This window comes from Mesorhizobium sp. M0001 (genome assembly GCF_040324255.1).
Taxonomy (GTDB): Bacteria; Pseudomonadota; Alphaproteobacteria; order Rhizobiales; family Rhizobiaceae; genus Mesorhizobium.
On record NZ_JAMYVS010000001.1, the window covers coordinates 322,272 to 338,353 of the forward strand.

A 16,082-nucleotide genomic window follows, 5' to 3' on the forward strand; every position below is an offset into this window, starting at 1 on the left:
CCGACCTGCTCTTTTGTTCCGAGGCCGCTCCTGATGCCCCGTACCCGCGTGAGCTTCGAAATGCGCCAAAAGGTGCGAGCGCTTCGAGTTCACGCGACCAAGGGAGAATCGCTGCTGCGGTATGAACTGCGGGACCTGAAATCAGCCGGCATCAAGTTTCGCCGTCAGTGGCCGATTGAGCCGTACATCGTCGATTTTGCCTGCTTGGCGGTGAAGCTGATCGTTGAGGTCGATGGCGACATGCACGAACACGACAGGGGTAGGCGGCACGATGCCGTTCGCGATGCTTATCTGCGATCGCTCGGATTTGAAGTCTTCCGTGTTGACGAGCCCGATGTCATAAACAGCGCTTGGCACGTCGCGCAGGTGGTCAAAGAGAAGGTCGCGCGCGTCGCGGGCGACCCCACCCGACCGCTTCGCGGCCACCCTCCCCTCGAGGGGGAGGGGGACGCCGCCGCCCCGCAACCGATGAGGTTTTAGAGCATGGCCGCCCCAGGCGAGAATCTGCGAATCAATTCAGACCGTTTGTGGGATTCCATCATGGAGATGGCGAAGATCGGCCCCGGTATTGCCGGCGGCAACAATCGCCAGACCGTGACCGACGAGGACGGCGAGGGACGGCATCTGTTCAAGCGCTGGTGCGAGGCGGCCGGGCTCGAAATGGGGCTCGACGAAATGGGCACCATGTTTGCCCGCCGGGAAGGCGCTGATCCCAGCCTGCCGCCGGTTTATGTCGGCAGCCATCTCGACACGCAGCCGACCGGCGGCAAATATGACGGCGTGCTCGGCGTGCTCGGCGGGCTGGAGATTATTCGCTCGCTTAACGATCTCGGCATCCAGACCAGGCATCCAATCGTCGTTACCAACTGGACCAATGAGGAAGGCTCGCGCTTTGCCCCGGCTATGATGGCGTCCGGCGTGTTCGCCGGTGTGCTCGATCAGGCGGACGTGTATCAGCACACTGATAAACAGGGCAGGAAATTTGGCGAGGAGCTGGAGCGCATCGGCTGGAAAGGCACCGAGAAAGTCGGTGATCGCAAGATCCACGCCTTCTTCGAACTGCATATTGAGCAGGGGCCGATCCTTGAGGACGAAGGCATCGACATTGGCGTCGTCACCCACGGCCAGGGCCTGAAATGGCTGCAGGTAACGCTGACCGGCAAGGAGGCGCATACCGGCTCGACCCCGATGCCCAAGCGCCGTAATGCCGGGCTCGGCATGGCTCGGGTCATCGAACTGGTGCACGAGATCGCCATGGACTACCAGCCCGACGCCGTCGGCGCGGTCGGCCACATGGAGGTGTTTCCGAACTCGCGCAACATCATCGCCGGGCGCACCGTCTTCACTATCGACATCCGCTCGCCCGAGAAGGAAGTGCTGGACGCGATGGATGGGCGCATACGCGAAGGCATCGACACAATCTGTGAGGCGCTCGACATCCAGTACAAGGTCGAGCAGGTCGGCGCTTTCGATCCGGTCACCTTCGATGCCGGCTGCGTCAAGGCGATCCGCGACGCCGCCGATCGGCTCGGCTATTCCCACCGCAACATCGTCTCCGGCGCCGGCCACGACGCCTGCTGGATCAACCGCGTTGCGCCGACCGCCATGGTGATGTGCCCCTGCGTTGACGGGTTGTCACACAACGAGGCTGAGGAAATCACCAAGGAATGGGCCGGCGCCGGCGCCGACGTGCTGTTCCATGCGGTGGTAGAGACAGCGGGGATCGTGGCGTGAACTAAGATCTGTATCAAAACGACGCTCACAAGAAGCGCGAAGAGAACAAGGGAACACGACAATGACCAAAGTCATCCGAAACGGCACCATCGTCACCGCCGACCGCACCTGGAAGGCCGATGTGCTGATGCAGCACGGCAAGATCGTCGCCATTGGCTCGAACCTGCATGGCGACCATGAGTTCGACGCCAGCGGCTGTTACGTCATGCCGGGCGGCATCGATCCGCACACCCATCTCGAAATGCCGTTCATGGGCACCTATTCGGCCGACGATTTCGAGTCCGGGACGCGTGCGGCCCTTTCCGGTGGCACCACGATGGTGGTCGATTTCTGCCTGCCGGCGCCGCAGCAATCGCTGCTGGAAGCGTTGCAGATGTGGGACAACAAGACCTCGAAGGCTGCCTGCGACTACTCCTTCCACATGGCGATCACCTGGTGGGGCAAGCAGGTGTTCGACGAGATGGCCACCGTCGTCGACAGAGGCATTACCTCGTTCAAGCATTTCATGGCCTACAAGGGCGCGCTGATGGTGGACGACGACGAGATGTACGCGTCGTTCCAGCGCTGCGCCGATCTCGGCGCGCTGCCGCTCGTTCATGCCGAGAATGGCGACGTGGTTGCGGCGCTGTCGCAAAAGCTGCTCGCCGCCGGCAATAATGGCCCCGAGGGACACGCCTATTCGCGGCCGCCGGAAGTGGAGGGCGAGGCGACCAACCGCGCCATCATGATCGCCGACATGGCCGGCGTGCCGCTCTATGTCGTGCATGTGTCCTGCGAGCAGAGCCACGAAGCCATCCGCCGCGCCCGCCAGAAGGGCATTCGGGTTTTCGGCGAGCCGCTGATCCAGCATCTGACGCTGGATGAAAGCGAGTATTTCGACAAGGATTGGGACCATGCGGCGCGCCGCGTCATGAGTCCGCCCTTCCGCAACAAGCTGCACCAGGATTCGCTGTGGGCCGGCCTGCAGGCGGGATCGCTGCAGGTGGTGGCGACCGACCACTGCGCCTTCACCACCAAGCAGAAGCGCAACGGCGTCGGCGATTTCACCAAGATCCCGAACGGCACTGGCGGGCTTGAAGACCGCTTGCCCGTGCTGTGGACGACGGGCGTCAACACCGGGCGGCTGACGATGAACGAGTTCGTCGCGGTGACTTCGACCAACATCGCCAAGATCCTCAACATGTATCCTAGGAAGGGCGCCATCGTCGAAGGCGCGGACGCCGACATCGTGGTGTGGGACCCCAGCGCCAAGAAGACCATCACCTCGAAGAAGCAGCAATCGGTGATCGACTACAACGTCTTCGAAGGTTTTGAGGTGACCGGCCTGCCGCGCTTCGTCTTTTCGCGCGGCGAATTGTCGGTCGAGGAAGCGGAGGTCAAGGCCAAGCCCGGCCATGGCGAATTCGTCGCCCGCGAGCCGAACGCGGCGGTCAACCGGGCTCTATCGACCTGGAAGGACATCACCGCGCCGCGCAAGGTCGAACGCACCGGCATTCCGGCGACAGGCGTTTGACGTTGCGGAGCCCGGGGGCGCTCATTTCACTGGTCGTGGCGATGGTGGTCGCTGGTCCGGCAACAGGGGCCGAGAGGCTGGTGGGCTTCTGGGGCAACGATGCCGGCTGTGTCTTTGCAAAGGCCGGCTTTCAGGGCCGCGACGATTATATCGTGCTGACCGCCGAGGGCATCGAGACCTATGGCAGCGGCTGCCGGTTCGCGCAGCAATTGACGTGGGCGCCGGGCACGCAATCACTTGATGCGACCTGTTCCGCCGAAGGCGAGGCGGGGACGACGGCTGAAACCGTTGTGGTCACCAACAAGGGCGAGGGTGGGTTCTTCGTGACCATTCCCGGTCTTGAAGAAATGGGGCCGTTGCAACCGTGTTCGTGACGTTGGAGCTGGGGGAATGAGCGCGCGCGGTTTGGGGCCGTCTGTTGCGATGGTAGTCGTTCTGGCTGCGGGTCAGGCCCTTGCGGCAGGCATCGACCTGACGAAACCCTATGGGGACAAATATGGCTGCATCAACCGCAACGGCCAGGAAGTCGCCGCCGATCGGATGCTGCTTTTGACCGACGAGGCATTGGTCACCGCCGCCAGCGCCTGCACCTTCACGGAGAAGCAAGCGCAGGCTGATGGTTCGCTGGTGGTGACGGCAACATGCGAGGCGGAAGGCGAAGAAGGACAGGAGCCGACCAAATTCACCATCAAGCGCAGCGCCAAGAACGCCAAGAAGCTGACGGTCGCCGACGACGGCGGCAATGTCATGGGCGAAGTGGCGCGGTGCAAATGACGGCAGTCCCGTCAGCGTCAGGCCACCAGCGCATCCAGCTCCGGCAACAGGACGACGCTTTCCTGTTCATTGGGATCGGTGCGGGCGATGACGGCCGAGGACGGGGCGTTGCTCAGATTGGCCGGCAGATGCGGTACGCCGGCCGGGATGTAGAAGAGGTCGCCGGCCTTGACGACGATGTGGTTCTCGAGCCTGTCGCCATACCATGTGTGGACCTCGCCCGAGAGCACATAGATCGCCGTCTCATGGCTTTCATGCAGATGCGCCTTGGCGCGGGCGCCAGGCGGCAGGGTGAGCAGATGCATGCAGATGCCGGACGAGCCGACCGTCTCGGCTGCAATGCCGGCAAAATAGGTCAGTCCCTGCTTGCCTTCATAAGTGCTTTCAGGACGGATAAGGTGACAAGTGGGTTTGGGCGACATCGGCAAGGCTCCGGGCGTCGATTGGGTGGGATTGGACGAGTGGAAAGCAACATCAACGCGAATGCAACGGCATTTCATCCTGGGCGGCTGCGAGAGGCAGGCAGCAAGCGATGACGGGACAATCGCCAGCCGTCGTCTCGGCAAGCAGACTTGGCCTTACCTTTCAGACCAATGACGGTCCGGTAGAGGCGCTCTCCAATGTCGACCTGACCATCGGCAAGGGCGAGTTCGTCTCCTTCATCGGCCCATCGGGCTGCGGCAAGACCACCTTGCTGCGCGTCATCGCCGATCTGGAAAAACCGACATCGGGCATGATCTCGGTCAACGGCATGACGCCGGAACAGGCGCGCGAGAAACGCGCTTATGGCTACGTCTTCCAGGCGGCAGCCCTTTTCCCGTGGCGCACGATCGAGCGTAACGTGGCGCTGCCGCTGGAGATCATCGGCCTTTCGAGAGCGGAGCAGGCCGAGCGCATCAAGCGCACGATGGAGCTCGTCAACCTCTCCGGCTTCGAGAAGAAATACCCCTGGCAGCTTTCCGGCGGCATGCAGCAGCGCGCTTCGATCGCCCGCGCGCTCGCCTTCGACGCCGACCTGTTGCTGATGGACGAGCCCTTCGGCGCGCTGGACGAGATCGTGCGCGACCATCTCAATGAACAGCTTCTGGAATTGTGGGCGCGCACCAACAAGACGATCTGCTTCGTCACCCATTCCATCCCCGAGGCGGTGTATCTGTCAACGCGCATCGTCGTCATGTCGCCGCGCCCAGGTCGGGTTACCGACATCATCGAATCGACGCTGCCAAAGGAGCGGCCACTGGATATCCGCGAGACGCCGGAATTTTTGGCGATCGCGGCCAGGGTACGCGATGGCTTGCGGGCAGGGCACAGCTATGATGATTGAGGGGGTAGCGAATGAGTGCGGACGTCGCCGCCACGCCTTCGTCATCCTAGGGCGAAGCAAGGAGCGAAGCGACGCGGCGCAGACCCTAGGATCCATGCCGTTACCTATACGGTTCGCAACGGTGCAAAACGGTGCACACGCCGCTGCGCCCGCGAAGGCGAACATTCTCAACCGCTTATACCCCTCGGCCAACGTCACGGAATGGATCCTAGGGTCTGCACGACGCTTCGCGTCGCTCCGCCCTAGGATGACGAACGCGGAGGTGGTCGGCCTCCGCTTCGCTCCGGCCACCCTCTCCCCGTTGGGGAGAGGAGGGCGCCCCGCTGGCGAGGCGCGATAGATGGACACCTTCCGCGAAAAATTCATCCCCGTGACCTCCATCCTCCTGGGCGTGGTGGTGCTCTGGTATGTCTTCGCCGTCATCCTAAACGCGCCCTTCCAGCGCGACCTCGACCGGCGCGCCGGGGAAACCCACGGCACCGTCGAATTCATCCGCAAGACGCTGTCGCAGCCGAAGCCGACGCTGCCGGCACCGCATCAGGTGGCGGTGAACTTCTTCGAGAACACGTTCCTGCGGCCCATCACATCGAGCCGCAGCCTTGTCTACAATGCTTGGGTGACCCTGTCGTCGACGTTGCTCGGCTTTGCCTTCGGCACGGCGCTCGGCATCGTCATCGCGGTTGGCATCGTGCATGTGGCGACGCTCGACCGCAGCCTGATGCCGTGGATCATCGCCTCCCAGACGATTCCCATTCTGGCGGTGGCGCCGATGATCATCGTCGTGCTGGGGGCGATCGGCATCAGCGGTCTGATCCCAAAGGCGATGATCTCGACCTACCTGTCGTTCTTCCCGGTGACGGTTGGCATGGTGAAGGGCCTGCGCTCGCCCGAACTCATGCATCTCGACCTGATGCACACCTACAATGCCAGTGTCTCGCAGACCTTCTGGAAGCTGCGGGTGCCGGCCTCGGTGCCGTTCCTGTTCACCTCGATGAAGGTGGCGGTGGCGGCGAGCCTGGTCGGCGCCATTGTCGGCGAACTGCCGACCGGTGCTGTCGCCGGCATCGGCGCCAAGCTTTTGGCAGGCGCCTATTACAGCCAGTCCATCGACATCTGGTCCGCCCTTGTGGCGGGCTCGGTGGTGGCGGCCCTTCTGGTCATGGTGGTCGGCATAGCCGGGCGCCTCGTTGACCGCGCGATGGGCGGGAGGCCGGCATGAACTGGCTGAAGCCCTCCTGGCAAGCCGTGCTGGCCATTGCGCTGTGCCTCGTCGCCGTCGCGCTCGGCGCGATGTCGAAGCCGGAAGCGGCCACCCTTGCAGACCCGACGGCAAGTTTCGACTACCCCTATTTCGGTATAAAGACCCCGATGATCGGCCTGGCCGTGCTGGCGGGGCTGATCTCGATGCTCAGGATTTCGCCGCTGGCCGAGGCTGCGGTGCTGTTCATCGGCGCTCATCTCGTCGCCTGGATGCTGATCTCGGGCATTACAGGTTTCGAAGGCACGGCATTGGCGCCGTATTTCCTGCTGCTCACCGCTGCCTGGCTGCTGTCCTGGCGCTGTGTGGCGGTGCTGTCGGGGCTTCGCCCGATGGCAAAAGGGGCGCGGATGGCGCTGCGCCTCATCATCCCGGCGATCTTCGGCGCCTGGATCCTGATCATATGGGAAGCGGTGACGCGTGGCGCCGGCATTCCCTTCATCCTTTTGCCGCCGCCGAGCGCCATCGGTGTGCGCATCGCCAGTTCCCTGCCGGTGCTCGGCGCCGATATCAGGCAGACCATCTTCAAGGCGGTGATCTTCGGTTATGTCATCGGCAGCGGCGCCGGCTTCCTGGTGGCGATTGCGGCCGACCGCGTGCCGTTCCTGCGCCGCGGTCTGCTGCCGATCGGCAATATGGTCTCGGCGCTGCCGATCATCGGTGTGGCGCCGATCATGGTGATGTGGTTCGGCTTCGACTGGCCGTCCAAGGCCGCGGTCGTCATCATCATGACCTTCTTCCCGATGCTGGTGAACACGGTTGCCGGTCTTGCCGCCTCCGGCCATATGGAGCGCGATTTGATGCGCACCTATGCGTCGGGCTACTGGCCAACACTCTTGAAGCTCCGGCTGCCGGCGGCAGCGCCCTTCATCTTCAACGCGCTGAAGATCAACTCGACGCTGGCGCTGATCGGCGCCATCGTCGCCGAGTTCTTCGGCACGCCTGTGGTCGGCATGGGCTTTCGCATCTCGACCGAGGTCGGGCGGATGAACATCGATATGGTCTGGGCCGAAATCGCAGTTGCAGCACTGGCGGGTTCGGTCTTTTATGGCGTGGTCGCTCTCGTCGAGAGAGCCGTCACGTTTTGGCATCCCTCTGTCCGTGGTGGATAGGGCGGTGGGTTCGGGTGTTAACTTCAGAGGGTAAAAACATGAAAAGACTGATCATTCCGATGCTGGCCGGCGCGATGTCGCTGGGCGCGTTCCAGGCAATGGCCGCCGACAAGGTGACCTTGCAGCTGAAATGGGTCACGCAGGCGCAGTTTGCCGGCTACTATGTCGCCAAGGCCAAGGGTTTTTATGAAGCCGAAGGCCTCGACGTCGACATCAAGCCGGGCGGTCCCGATATCGCACCCGAGCAGGTGATCGCCGGCGGTGGCGCCGACGTCATCGTCGACTGGATGGGTGGGGCGCTCGCCGCGCGCGAAAAGGGCGTGCCGCTGGTCAACATCGCCCAGCCGTTCAAGAAGGCCGGCATGGAGCTGGTCTGCCCGAAGGATGGCCCGATCAAGACCGAAGCCGATTTCAAGGGTCACACGCTCGGCGTCTGGTTCTTCGGCAACGAATATCCTTTCTACGCCTGGATGAACAAGCTCGGCCTGAAGACCGAAGGCGGCCCGGATGGCGTCACGGTTTTGAAGCAGAGCTTCGACGTGCAGCCGCTGATCCAGAAGCAGGCGGATTGCATTTCGGTCATGACCTACAACGAGTACTGGCAGCTGATCGATGCCGGCTACAAGCCGGACCAGCTCACCGTGTTCAACTACTCGGCGATGGGCAACGACCTGCTTGAGGACGGGCTCTATGCCTCGGAAGACAAGCTCAAGGATCCGGCTTTCGAAGACAAGATGGTGCGTTTCGTGCGCGCCTCGATGAAGGGCTGGAAATATGCCATCGACAACAATGACGAGGCCGCGGGCATTGTCATGGACGGCGGTGGCCAGGACGAAAACCACCAGAAGCGGATGATGAGCGAAGTCGCCAAGCTGATCGACAATGCCGACGGCAAGCTCGACCCGGCGACCTACGAGCGCACCGCCAAGGCGCTGCTCGACCAGAAGATCATCACCAAGGCGCCGACCGGCGCCTACACCACGGCCATCACCGACAAGGCGATCAAATAAGCCTGGCCAGGCAATTTCGACCTCGAGAGCGGCGCCTTTGACCAAATGTCAGAGGCGCCGTTCCTTTATGGTGTTCATGACGAAGCTGGTCTCGATCGAAGCGACGCATTTCAGCCGCGCGATCTTTTCCTTGATGAAGCGCTCGTACTGTTCGAGGCTGCCGGTCACCACCTTCAGCACATAGTCGCGCGACCCGGTGACGAGGTGGCATTCCAGCACCTCCTCCCACCCGCGGATGGCGTCCTCGAACATGACGATCTCGTCCTCGTTCTGGCGGCTGAGCCGAACGGTGGCGATGGCGACCATGTTCCAGCCGAAGGCGGCCGGGTCGACCAGCGTGGTATAGCCCCGGATAATGCCGGCCTCCTCCAGCCGGCGTACCCTCCTCAAACATGGCGACGGCGACAGGCCGATGCGCTCCGCAAGCTCATTGTTGGTGATGCGGGCGTCGGCCTGCAGCTCGCGCAGGATCTTGCGGTCGAAATCGTCGGCTATCTTCTGCTGCACTTTTGCTCTCGCTCGGCAATTTGTTGCCGGGATGCAGCCATGCGAGGCCGAAAATAGCAAGGACTGGTGGACCGGGATCGCATAAATTGCTGGACGAGACTCCTCCAGAACGCAGGAAAAGCCATGACCGCGCCGCGCCCGTCGAAAACCCACATCGGCAACCACAAGCTCCATCCGGAAACGTTGATGTTGAGCTATGGCTTCGATCCGCAACTGTCGGAAGGCGCCGTCAAGCCGCCGGTGTTCCTGACCTCGACCTTCGTGTTCAAATCGGCGGAGGAGGGGCGCGACTTCTTCGACTACACATCCGGCCGCAAGGAGCCGCCGAGCGGCACGGCGTCCGGCCTGGTCTATTCGCGCTTCAACCATCCCAACTCGGAGATCGTCGAGGACCGGCTGGCGGTCTATGAGGGAACGGACGCCTGCATCCTGTTCTCGTCGGGCATGTCGGCGATCGCCACGACGCTGCTCGCCTATGCCCGCCCGGGCGATGTCATCTTGCATTCGCAGCCGCTTTACGGCGGCACTGAGACGCTTTTGACGCGCACGCTGTCCGGCTTCGGCATCGGCGCTGTCGGCTTCGCCGACGGCGTCGACGAGAAGGCGGTGCGGGCCGCTGCTGATGCAGCGGTGGCGAAGGGGCGTGTCTCGGTCATTCTCATCGAAACGCCGTCAAATCCGACCAACAGCCTGGTCGACATCGCACTGATCCGGAAGTTTGCCGACGAGATCGGCGCAAGCCAAGGATCAACGCCGATCATCGTCTGCGACAACACGCTGCTCGGCCCGGTGTTCCAGCGGCCGATCGAACATGGCGCCGATGTCTCCGTCTATTCGCTGACCAAATATGTCGGCGGCCATTCCGACCTGATCGCCGGTGCGGCGATGGGCAGCAAGGCGGTGACCAAGCCGATCAAGGCGTTGCGCGGCGCAATCGGCACGCAGCTCGATCCGCATTCCTGCTGGATGCTCGGCCGCTCGCTGGAAACGCTGTCGATCCGCATGGAGCGCGCCAACGACAATGCGCGGCTCGTGGCTGAATTCCTGCGCGATCACGCCAAGGTGGAAAAGGTGCATTACCTGCCGTTCCTGGGCGAGGACACGGCAGCGGGACGGGCCTACAAAGCGCAATGCAGCGGCGCCGGCTCGACATTTTCTTTCGATATCAAGGGCGGAGAGAAGGCGGCCTTCGCCTTTCTCAACGGGCTGCAAATATTCAAGCTGGCGGTGAGCCTTGGCGGCACGGAGTCACTCGCCAGCCACCCGGCGGCGATGACGCACTCCGGCATTCCCTTCGACGTGCGCCAGCGCATCGGCGTGCTGGAGACCACGGTCAGGCTGTCGATCGGCGTCGAGCATCCGGACGATCTTATCGCCGACCTGACGCAGGCGCTGGCAGCGGTCTGATAGCTCGCTTGTAGATATCAGGAAAGGGGCGATCGCCTTGGCAGCGTCGGCGGGACCACCCCCCTCTGGCCTGCCGGACAGTTCGGCAGGACAGAGGGGGGTGTGACGGAACTCGGCTTTAGCTGCCAACTTCTCAGCTCTTGTCGCGGATCTGCGTCATCGTCCGCGTCGGCGTGATCGCCTCGGGATCGAGCCTTATCTCGACGATCGCCGGCTTGCCGCTGGCGCGGGCACGCTCGAAGGCAGGGGCAAAATCTGCCGTGTTCTCGACCGTCTCGCCGTGGCCGCCATAGGCGCGGGCAAGAGCGGCAAAGTCAGGGTTCTTCAGATCGGTGGCGACGACACGGCCGGGATAATCGCGCTCCTGGTGCATGCGGATGGTGCCGTAGATGCCGTTGTTGACGACGATGACGATGATCGGCAGGTCGTATTGCACGGCGGTAGCGAATTCCTGTCCGTTCATCAGGAAGCAGCCGTCGCCGGCAAAGGCGATCACGGTGCGGTCGGGATGGAGCGCCTTGGCGGCGACCGCAGCCGGGGTGCCGTAACCCATCGAACCGGAGGTCGGCGCGCCTTGCGTGGCGAAGCGGCGGAAGCGGTGGAAGCGGTGCACCCAGGTGGCGTAATTGCCGGCGCCGTTGGTGAAAATGGCGTCATCGGGCAAAATCTTTTCCAGATAGTTCATGATCGGCCCCATCTGGACCGTGCCGGGGCCGGTCTCAGGAGGCGTCGACCAGTCGAGGTAGGCAGCGTGTGCTTTCGCTGTCTCCTCCGCCCAGGCTGGCGTGGAGGTTGGCTTGCGCTTGGCGAAGGCTTCGACGAAGGCTGACGGCGCAGCGTTGATCGCCAGGGTCGGCCGGTAGACACGGCCGAGTTCGCCGGCATCGGCATGGACATGGACCAGCGTCTGGTCGGGGTAAGGGCTCTTCAGCAGCGTATAGTCGGAGGACGGCATCTCGCCCATGCGGCCGCCGATCAGCAGCACCAGGTCGGCCTGCTTGATGGCGGTGGCCAGCTTCGGGTTGATGCCGATGCCGACATCGCCGGCATAGTTCGGGTGCAGATGGTCGAACAGCATCTGGCGGCGGAAGGAGCAGCCGACCGGCAGCGACCAGGCCTCGGCAATGGTGCGCATACGTGCCACCGCTTCCTCGTCCCAGCGTGTGCCGCCGAGGATGACGAAGGGACGCTTGGCCTTGGCCAGAAGCTTTTCCAAAGCATCGAGTTCGGCTTCGCCGGGCCGGGTTTCGACCGGCGTGTGCGGCAAGGCCGCGGGCGCGTCGACAAGACTGGTCAGCATGTCCTCCGGCAGCGAGACGACGACGGGGCCGGGGCGGCCCGATGTCGCGACAGCAAAGGCGCGGGTGACGAGTTCGGGGATGCGCGCGGCATCGTCGATCTCCACCACCCATTTGGCGATGTCGCCGAAGAAGCGCTTGTAGTCGACCTCCTGGAAAGCCTCCCGCTCCTTGGCGTGGCTGGCGACCTGGCCGATGAACAGGATGACGGGTATCGAATCCTGCATGGCAATGTGAATGCCGGCCGACGCATTGGTGGCGCCGGGGCCGCGGGTGACGAAGCAGATGCCGGGCTTGCCGGTCAGCCGCCCCTGGCAGTCGGCCATCATGGCGGCGCCGCCTTCCTGGCGGCAGACAATGGTGCGGATGGGCGAGTCATGCAGCGCGTCCAGCACAGCGAGATAGGATTCGCCAGGCACGCAGAAGATGCGGTCGGTGCCGTTCGCCTCGAGTGCGTCGACAATCAGTTGTCCACCGGTCTTCATCGTCCAGACTTCTCCAGTTCGGCAAGAATTTCTTCGGTATGTTCGCCAAGGCGAGGCGAGGGACGCTCATAGACGAGCGGCGTGCCCGACATCACCATCGGCGCGCGCACCGAGGGCAGACGATTGCCATGGCCATCGTCGAGGTCGAGGCGCATGCCGCGTGCGATCGTCTGCGGGTCGGCAAACATCTGGCCGATGTCGTTGATCGGGCTCGCCGGCACGCTTGACGCTTCGAGCCTGGCCAGCAACGGGTCGCGATCCCAATTCTTCAGCGTCTCGATCAAGTGCTCGCGCAAGTTCACCCGGTTGGCGACGCGGGCCGGATTGGTGGCGAAATCGGGATTCGCTGAGAGATGGTCGAGACCGACGGCAGCGCAGAATTTGGCGAACTGGCCGTCATTGCCGACCGCCAGGATGATGTGGCCGTCCCTGACCGGGACAACCTCATAGGGCGCAATGTTCATATGCGCATTGCCCATCTGCACCGGCGCCTTGCCGGAGACGAGATAGTTGAGGTTCTGGTTGCCGAGTGCGGAAATCTGCGTGTCGAACAGCGCCATGTCGATATGCTGGCCTTCGCCGGTCTTTTCGGCATGGCGAAGCGCTGCCTGGATGGCGATCACAGAGTAAAGGCCGGTGAAGATGTCGGAAATAGCGACGCCGGCCTTTTGCGGCTCGCGCCCGACCTCGCCGGTGATCGACATCATGCCGGCCATGGCCTGGATGATGAAATCATAGCCGGCGCGTGGGGCGTAAGGTCCGTCCTGGCCGAAGCCGGTGATCGAGCAGTAGACGAGTTTTGGATTGATCGCCTTCAGGCTCTCGTAATCGAGCCCGTATTTCTTGAGGCCGCCGAACTTGAAGTTCTCGATCAGAACGTGGGCCGTGGCAACCAGCCGGCGCACCGTCTCGGCCCCTTCGGGCGTCGAGAAATCGACCGCGATGGAGCGCTTGCCGCGATTGCAGGAGTGGTAATAGGCGGCCGACAGGTTCTCGCCATCATGGCTCATGACGAAGGGCGGACCCCATTTGCGGGTATCGTCGCCGCCATCGGGGCTCTCGACCTTGATGACATCGGCGCCGAGATCGGCCAGCAATTGTCCTGCCCACGGGCCGGCCAGGATGCGGGCGAGTTCGACGACGCGGATGCCTTTCAGCGGAGGTTCAGCCATAAATCACCAAAAACGGGTCGTAACCGCAGCCTCTATCAACCCGGGATGCCGCTGTCACGGGCCTTGCGGTAGGCCAGCGATGTCAGCGTTTCAACACCATCGGCCCACGCGGCAAAATCGTTCATGACGGTGTCGCGGTTCACCTCGTTCAGGCTTTCGTGGCGGGTGTCGGCGTAAATTTTTGAAACCAGATTCGAAAAGCCCATCGCGCGCATGCGTTTGGCGAGATGGTCGATGCCCTTGCCATAGTCGGAGGCCGGATCCTTCTCGCCGCCGACCATGCTGACGGGCAGGTCGCGCCTGATGCCGGCAAAGCCCGCATCCTTGCCGCCCTTCTGCGTCATCTCCACGACGTCGCGCCACATCGAGATCGAGGCATCCCAGCCGCACAGCGGGTCGGCAATGTACTTGGCCACTTCAGCCTCGTCGCGCGACAGCCAGTCGAACAGCGTCTTGTGGTTGGGCACCGCCTTGCCCCAGGCCTGGAAGGTCAGCCTGGGCAAGACGCGTGAGGGAACATCGGAGCCGAGCCTGAAGCGCTCATAAGCGAGGATGGCGAGTGCAAGCCGACCAAGCAGGCCTTGTGAGAAATTGCCGTTCCAGATCGCCGCGGCGTGGACGCGCGGCGAGTGCGCCAGGAGGTAGTTGAGCGCCACCGACGCACCCATCGAATGGCCGAACAGGATGACCGGCAGGCCGGGCTGCTCCCTTGCGATCAAATCGTGGACGGCATCGACATCGGCGATCACCTTGGCCGGGCCGCCTGTGCCGGCGAACCTGCCGAGCGGGGCATCGGGCGCCTTGGTCGCGCCATGGCCGCGATGGTCGTGGACGTAGACGTGAAAACCGCGGGTGCTGAGGTAATCCGCGAAGCGGGCATAGCGCGCGGCGTGTTCGGCCAAGCCATGGTTAATCTGGACGACGGCCCGTGGAGAGCCGCTCGCGTGCTTCACATAGAGGTTGAGCGTGGCCCCGGTCGGTGAGGCCAGCGTCGTCTGCTTGTCAAATGCCATGTCTCGCTCCTCGGCGACTGTTGAGCGACGCGGGACCGACGTCAAGGGGAGGTCGAAATCAGCCGGGGCCACTATTGACAGCTTGCTGTCAATTTGGCTATATGACAGCATACTGTCAATTGGATCGGAGTATGACCATGAAAACCGTTTCGCGCCGCGCGTTTCTGCTGGCGAGCCTTTCATCCGCAATGCTCCTGCCCGGCATTGCTTCCAGCCAAACCAGGGAGATGACCATGAAGACCATTGCCGGCCCGCAGGGCCAGCTTGCCGGCTACGACATCAAATCCGGCGACGGCCTGCCGATCCTGTTCGCGCATGGTGATTGCAGCCGCGCCACACAGTGGAACCGGGTGATGCAGCTCACCGCAGGTGGCCGTGAGGCGGTCGCCTTCGATTTTCGCGGCCATGGCGCATCGGCGCCTGCAGCTGATGCCGACTACGGCTATGACGGCCGTGCCGACGATATTGGTGCGGTGGCCGATGCGTTCCGCCTGAAGCGGTTTGTCCTCGTTGCACATAGCGGCGGCAGTGGGGCCGCGCTCGCCTATGCCGCCGGCCATGCCGACCGTGTTGCCGGCATCCTGCTGGTCGATCCGGCGACCGATCCGCGCGCCCTGCCCAAAGAGATTCGCGACGGGTTCGTGCGCGATCTGGCGGGGCCAAACGGCGGCGATGTCCTGAGCGCTTATTACACCTCGATCGCCGGCTCCAATGAAGATGTCCGCAAACAGGTCATCGCCGATGCGGCGGTGGTCGATCCGGCGGCTCGGGCAGGCGTCGGCAAGGCGCTGGCGGAATGGAATCCCGAACCGACGCTCGACGCCTATCACGGGCCGATCTTCGTGCTGGCCACGGAGGCCAATGACAATGCGGCGGCCCTGTTTCGGCTGCGCAGCGGAATTGGCCACAGAACCGTCGCCGGTTCCGGCCATTGGGTGATGCTTGACAAGCCGGAGGCGGTGGCTGAAGCCGTCAACACTTTCGTTTCCACCATCGAGGCCGGCCAGAAATGACAAGCAGGACCGAAGCCGGAGATGTGCTCACCGAACTGGTGCTTGCCGTGTTCCGGCTGAATGGCGGGTTTCTCGACGCGGCCGACCGGCTGGCGGAGCCTGCCGGGTTGACGGCGGCGCGCTGGCAGGTTCTGGGCGCGGTGCTGAAGGAGCCGAAATCGGTGGCCGACATTGCCCGCGACATGGGGCTTGCCCGTCAGAGCGTGCAGCGCCTTGCCGACATTCTGGCCGCCGAAGGGCTCGCCGCCTATGCGGACAACCCGGCGCACCGCCGCGCCAAGCTCCTGGCGATGACCGATGCGGGCCGGGCCGCGATCAGGGATATCGGCACGCGCCAGCATGTCTGGGCCAACCGCATCAGCGAGGGCATCGAGCCTCGCGTGCTTGAGACCGCGCTTGATCTGCTGCGTATGTTGACGAAGCGGGTCGAGGAGGGCGGGGTCTGATCGACCGAGCGATTGT

General features: G+C 63.4%; 17 protein-coding genes. 12 read left to right on the plus strand and 5 right to left on the minus strand.

The genetic code is table 11. From position 1 onward, the window contains the following. Window positions 1–60 precede the first annotated feature (60 nt). The 5 genes from NKK50_RS01490 to NKK50_RS01510 all read left to right on the plus strand — a co-directional run bounded on the left by NKK50_RS01490 (window position 61) and on the right by NKK50_RS01510 (window position 4,021). Window positions 61–480, plus strand: coding sequence for an endonuclease domain-containing protein (locus tag NKK50_RS01490; RefSeq protein WP_352543144.1), 420 nt, complete (start codon window positions 61–63; stop codon window positions 478–480). 3 nt (window positions 481–483) lie between these two features. Then, entirely contained in the window at window positions 484–1,734 is a 1,251-nt protein-coding gene (locus NKK50_RS01495) for a Zn-dependent hydrolase (RefSeq protein ID WP_023690832.1), read from the plus strand. A gap of 61 nt (window positions 1,735–1,795) precedes the next feature. Continuing rightward, on the plus strand, window positions 1,796–3,247 hold the full coding sequence (hydA, locus tag NKK50_RS01500; protein ID WP_023699634.1) for a dihydropyrimidinase: 1,452 nt from the start codon (window positions 1,796–1,798) through the stop codon (window positions 3,245–3,247). An 80-nt stretch (window positions 3,248–3,327) separates the two neighbouring features. Further along, entirely contained in the window at window positions 3,328–3,621 is a 294-nt protein-coding gene (locus NKK50_RS01505) for a hypothetical protein (RefSeq protein WP_245260000.1), read from the plus strand. Between the two features lie 16 nt (window positions 3,622–3,637). Further along, a complete protein-coding gene (locus NKK50_RS01510; protein ID WP_352543040.1) occupies window positions 3,638–4,021 on the plus strand; it encodes a hypothetical protein in 384 nt (127 codons plus the stop codon). A 17-nt stretch (window positions 4,022–4,038) separates the two neighbouring features. Here NKK50_RS01510 and NKK50_RS01515 read toward each other — a convergent pair whose 3' ends face one another. Beyond that, window positions 4,039–4,443 carry a cupin domain-containing protein gene (locus NKK50_RS01515; protein ID WP_031193071.1) on the minus strand — a complete coding sequence of 135 codons (405 nt, stop codon included), beginning with the start codon at window positions 4,441–4,443 and terminating at the stop codon, window positions 4,039–4,041. Window positions 4,444–4,553: 110 nt separating this feature from the next. Between NKK50_RS01515 and NKK50_RS01520 the strand changes: the two genes are divergently transcribed. The 4 genes from NKK50_RS01520 (at window position 4,554) to NKK50_RS01535 (ending at window position 8,725) form a co-directional block, all read left to right on the plus strand. Further along, on the plus strand, window positions 4,554–5,345 hold the full coding sequence (locus NKK50_RS01520; protein ID WP_023682182.1) for an ABC transporter ATP-binding protein: 792 nt from the start codon (window positions 4,554–4,556) through the stop codon (window positions 5,343–5,345). A gap of 340 nt (window positions 5,346–5,685) precedes the next feature. After that, on the plus strand, window positions 5,686–6,564 hold the full coding sequence (locus tag NKK50_RS01525; protein ID WP_352446029.1) for an ABC transporter permease: 879 nt from the start codon (window positions 5,686–5,688) through the stop codon (window positions 6,562–6,564). Continuing rightward, window positions 6,561–7,715, plus strand: a complete 1,155-nt coding sequence (locus tag NKK50_RS01530) for an ABC transporter permease (protein ID WP_352543041.1) — start codon at window positions 6,561–6,563, stop codon at window positions 7,713–7,715. Before NKK50_RS01525 ends, NKK50_RS01530 begins: the two co-directional genes overlap by 4 nt. Before the next feature lie 38 nt (window positions 7,716–7,753). Then, complete coding sequence (locus tag NKK50_RS01535) at window positions 7,754–8,725, plus strand: ABC transporter substrate-binding protein (RefSeq protein WP_023668223.1); 972 nt, start codon at window positions 7,754–7,756, stop codon at window positions 8,723–8,725. Between the two features lie 48 nt (window positions 8,726–8,773). On the opposite strand, the gene NKK50_RS01540 is transcribed toward NKK50_RS01535, so the two are convergent. Beyond that, the gene (locus NKK50_RS01540) at window positions 8,774–9,232 is read right to left on the minus strand and encodes an Lrp/AsnC family transcriptional regulator (RefSeq protein WP_023682177.1); all 459 of its coding nucleotides are present in this window, start codon (window positions 9,230–9,232) and stop codon (window positions 8,774–8,776) included. 123 nt (window positions 9,233–9,355) lie between these two features. Here NKK50_RS01540 and NKK50_RS01545 point away from each other — a divergent pair, with 123 nt between their 5' ends. Next, window positions 9,356–10,639 carry a cystathionine gamma-synthase family protein gene (locus tag NKK50_RS01545; RefSeq protein WP_023688001.1) on the plus strand — a complete coding sequence of 428 codons (1,284 nt, stop codon included), beginning with the start codon at window positions 9,356–9,358 and terminating at the stop codon, window positions 10,637–10,639. 133 nt (window positions 10,640–10,772) lie between these two features. Here the strand turns inward: NKK50_RS01545 and NKK50_RS01550 are convergent, their stop codons facing one another. From NKK50_RS01550 to NKK50_RS01560, 3 genes are read right to left on the minus strand one after another with little or no spacing between them, the layout of a single operon-like run. Next, window positions 10,773–12,422 (minus strand): thiamine pyrophosphate-binding protein, encoded by a 1,650-nt coding sequence (locus tag NKK50_RS01550; RefSeq protein WP_352543042.1) that lies wholly within the window; start codon window positions 12,420–12,422, stop codon window positions 10,773–10,775. Next, window positions 12,419–13,594, minus strand: coding sequence for a CaiB/BaiF CoA transferase family protein (locus NKK50_RS01555; RefSeq protein ID WP_352543043.1), 1,176 nt, complete (start codon window positions 13,592–13,594; stop codon window positions 12,419–12,421). The genes NKK50_RS01550 and NKK50_RS01555 overlap by 4 nt, the downstream gene beginning before the upstream one ends. A gap of 35 nt (window positions 13,595–13,629) precedes the next feature. Then, the gene (locus NKK50_RS01560) at window positions 13,630–14,607 is read right to left on the minus strand and encodes an alpha/beta fold hydrolase (protein WP_352499716.1); all 978 of its coding nucleotides are present in this window, start codon (window positions 14,605–14,607) and stop codon (window positions 13,630–13,632) included. Between the two features lie 137 nt (window positions 14,608–14,744). Between NKK50_RS01560 and NKK50_RS01565 the strand changes: the two genes are divergently transcribed. Together NKK50_RS01565 and NKK50_RS01570 are read left to right on the plus strand one after the other, a co-directional pair. Then, window positions 14,745–15,620, plus strand: a complete 876-nt coding sequence (locus NKK50_RS01565) for an alpha/beta fold hydrolase (RefSeq protein WP_023833917.1) — start codon at window positions 14,745–14,747, stop codon at window positions 15,618–15,620. After that, window positions 15,617–16,066 (plus strand): MarR family winged helix-turn-helix transcriptional regulator, encoded by a 450-nt coding sequence (locus NKK50_RS01570; RefSeq protein WP_023705574.1) that lies wholly within the window; start codon window positions 15,617–15,619, stop codon window positions 16,064–16,066. The genes NKK50_RS01565 and NKK50_RS01570 overlap by 4 nt, the downstream gene beginning before the upstream one ends. The last annotated feature ends 16 nt before the right edge of the window (window positions 16,067–16,082 follow it).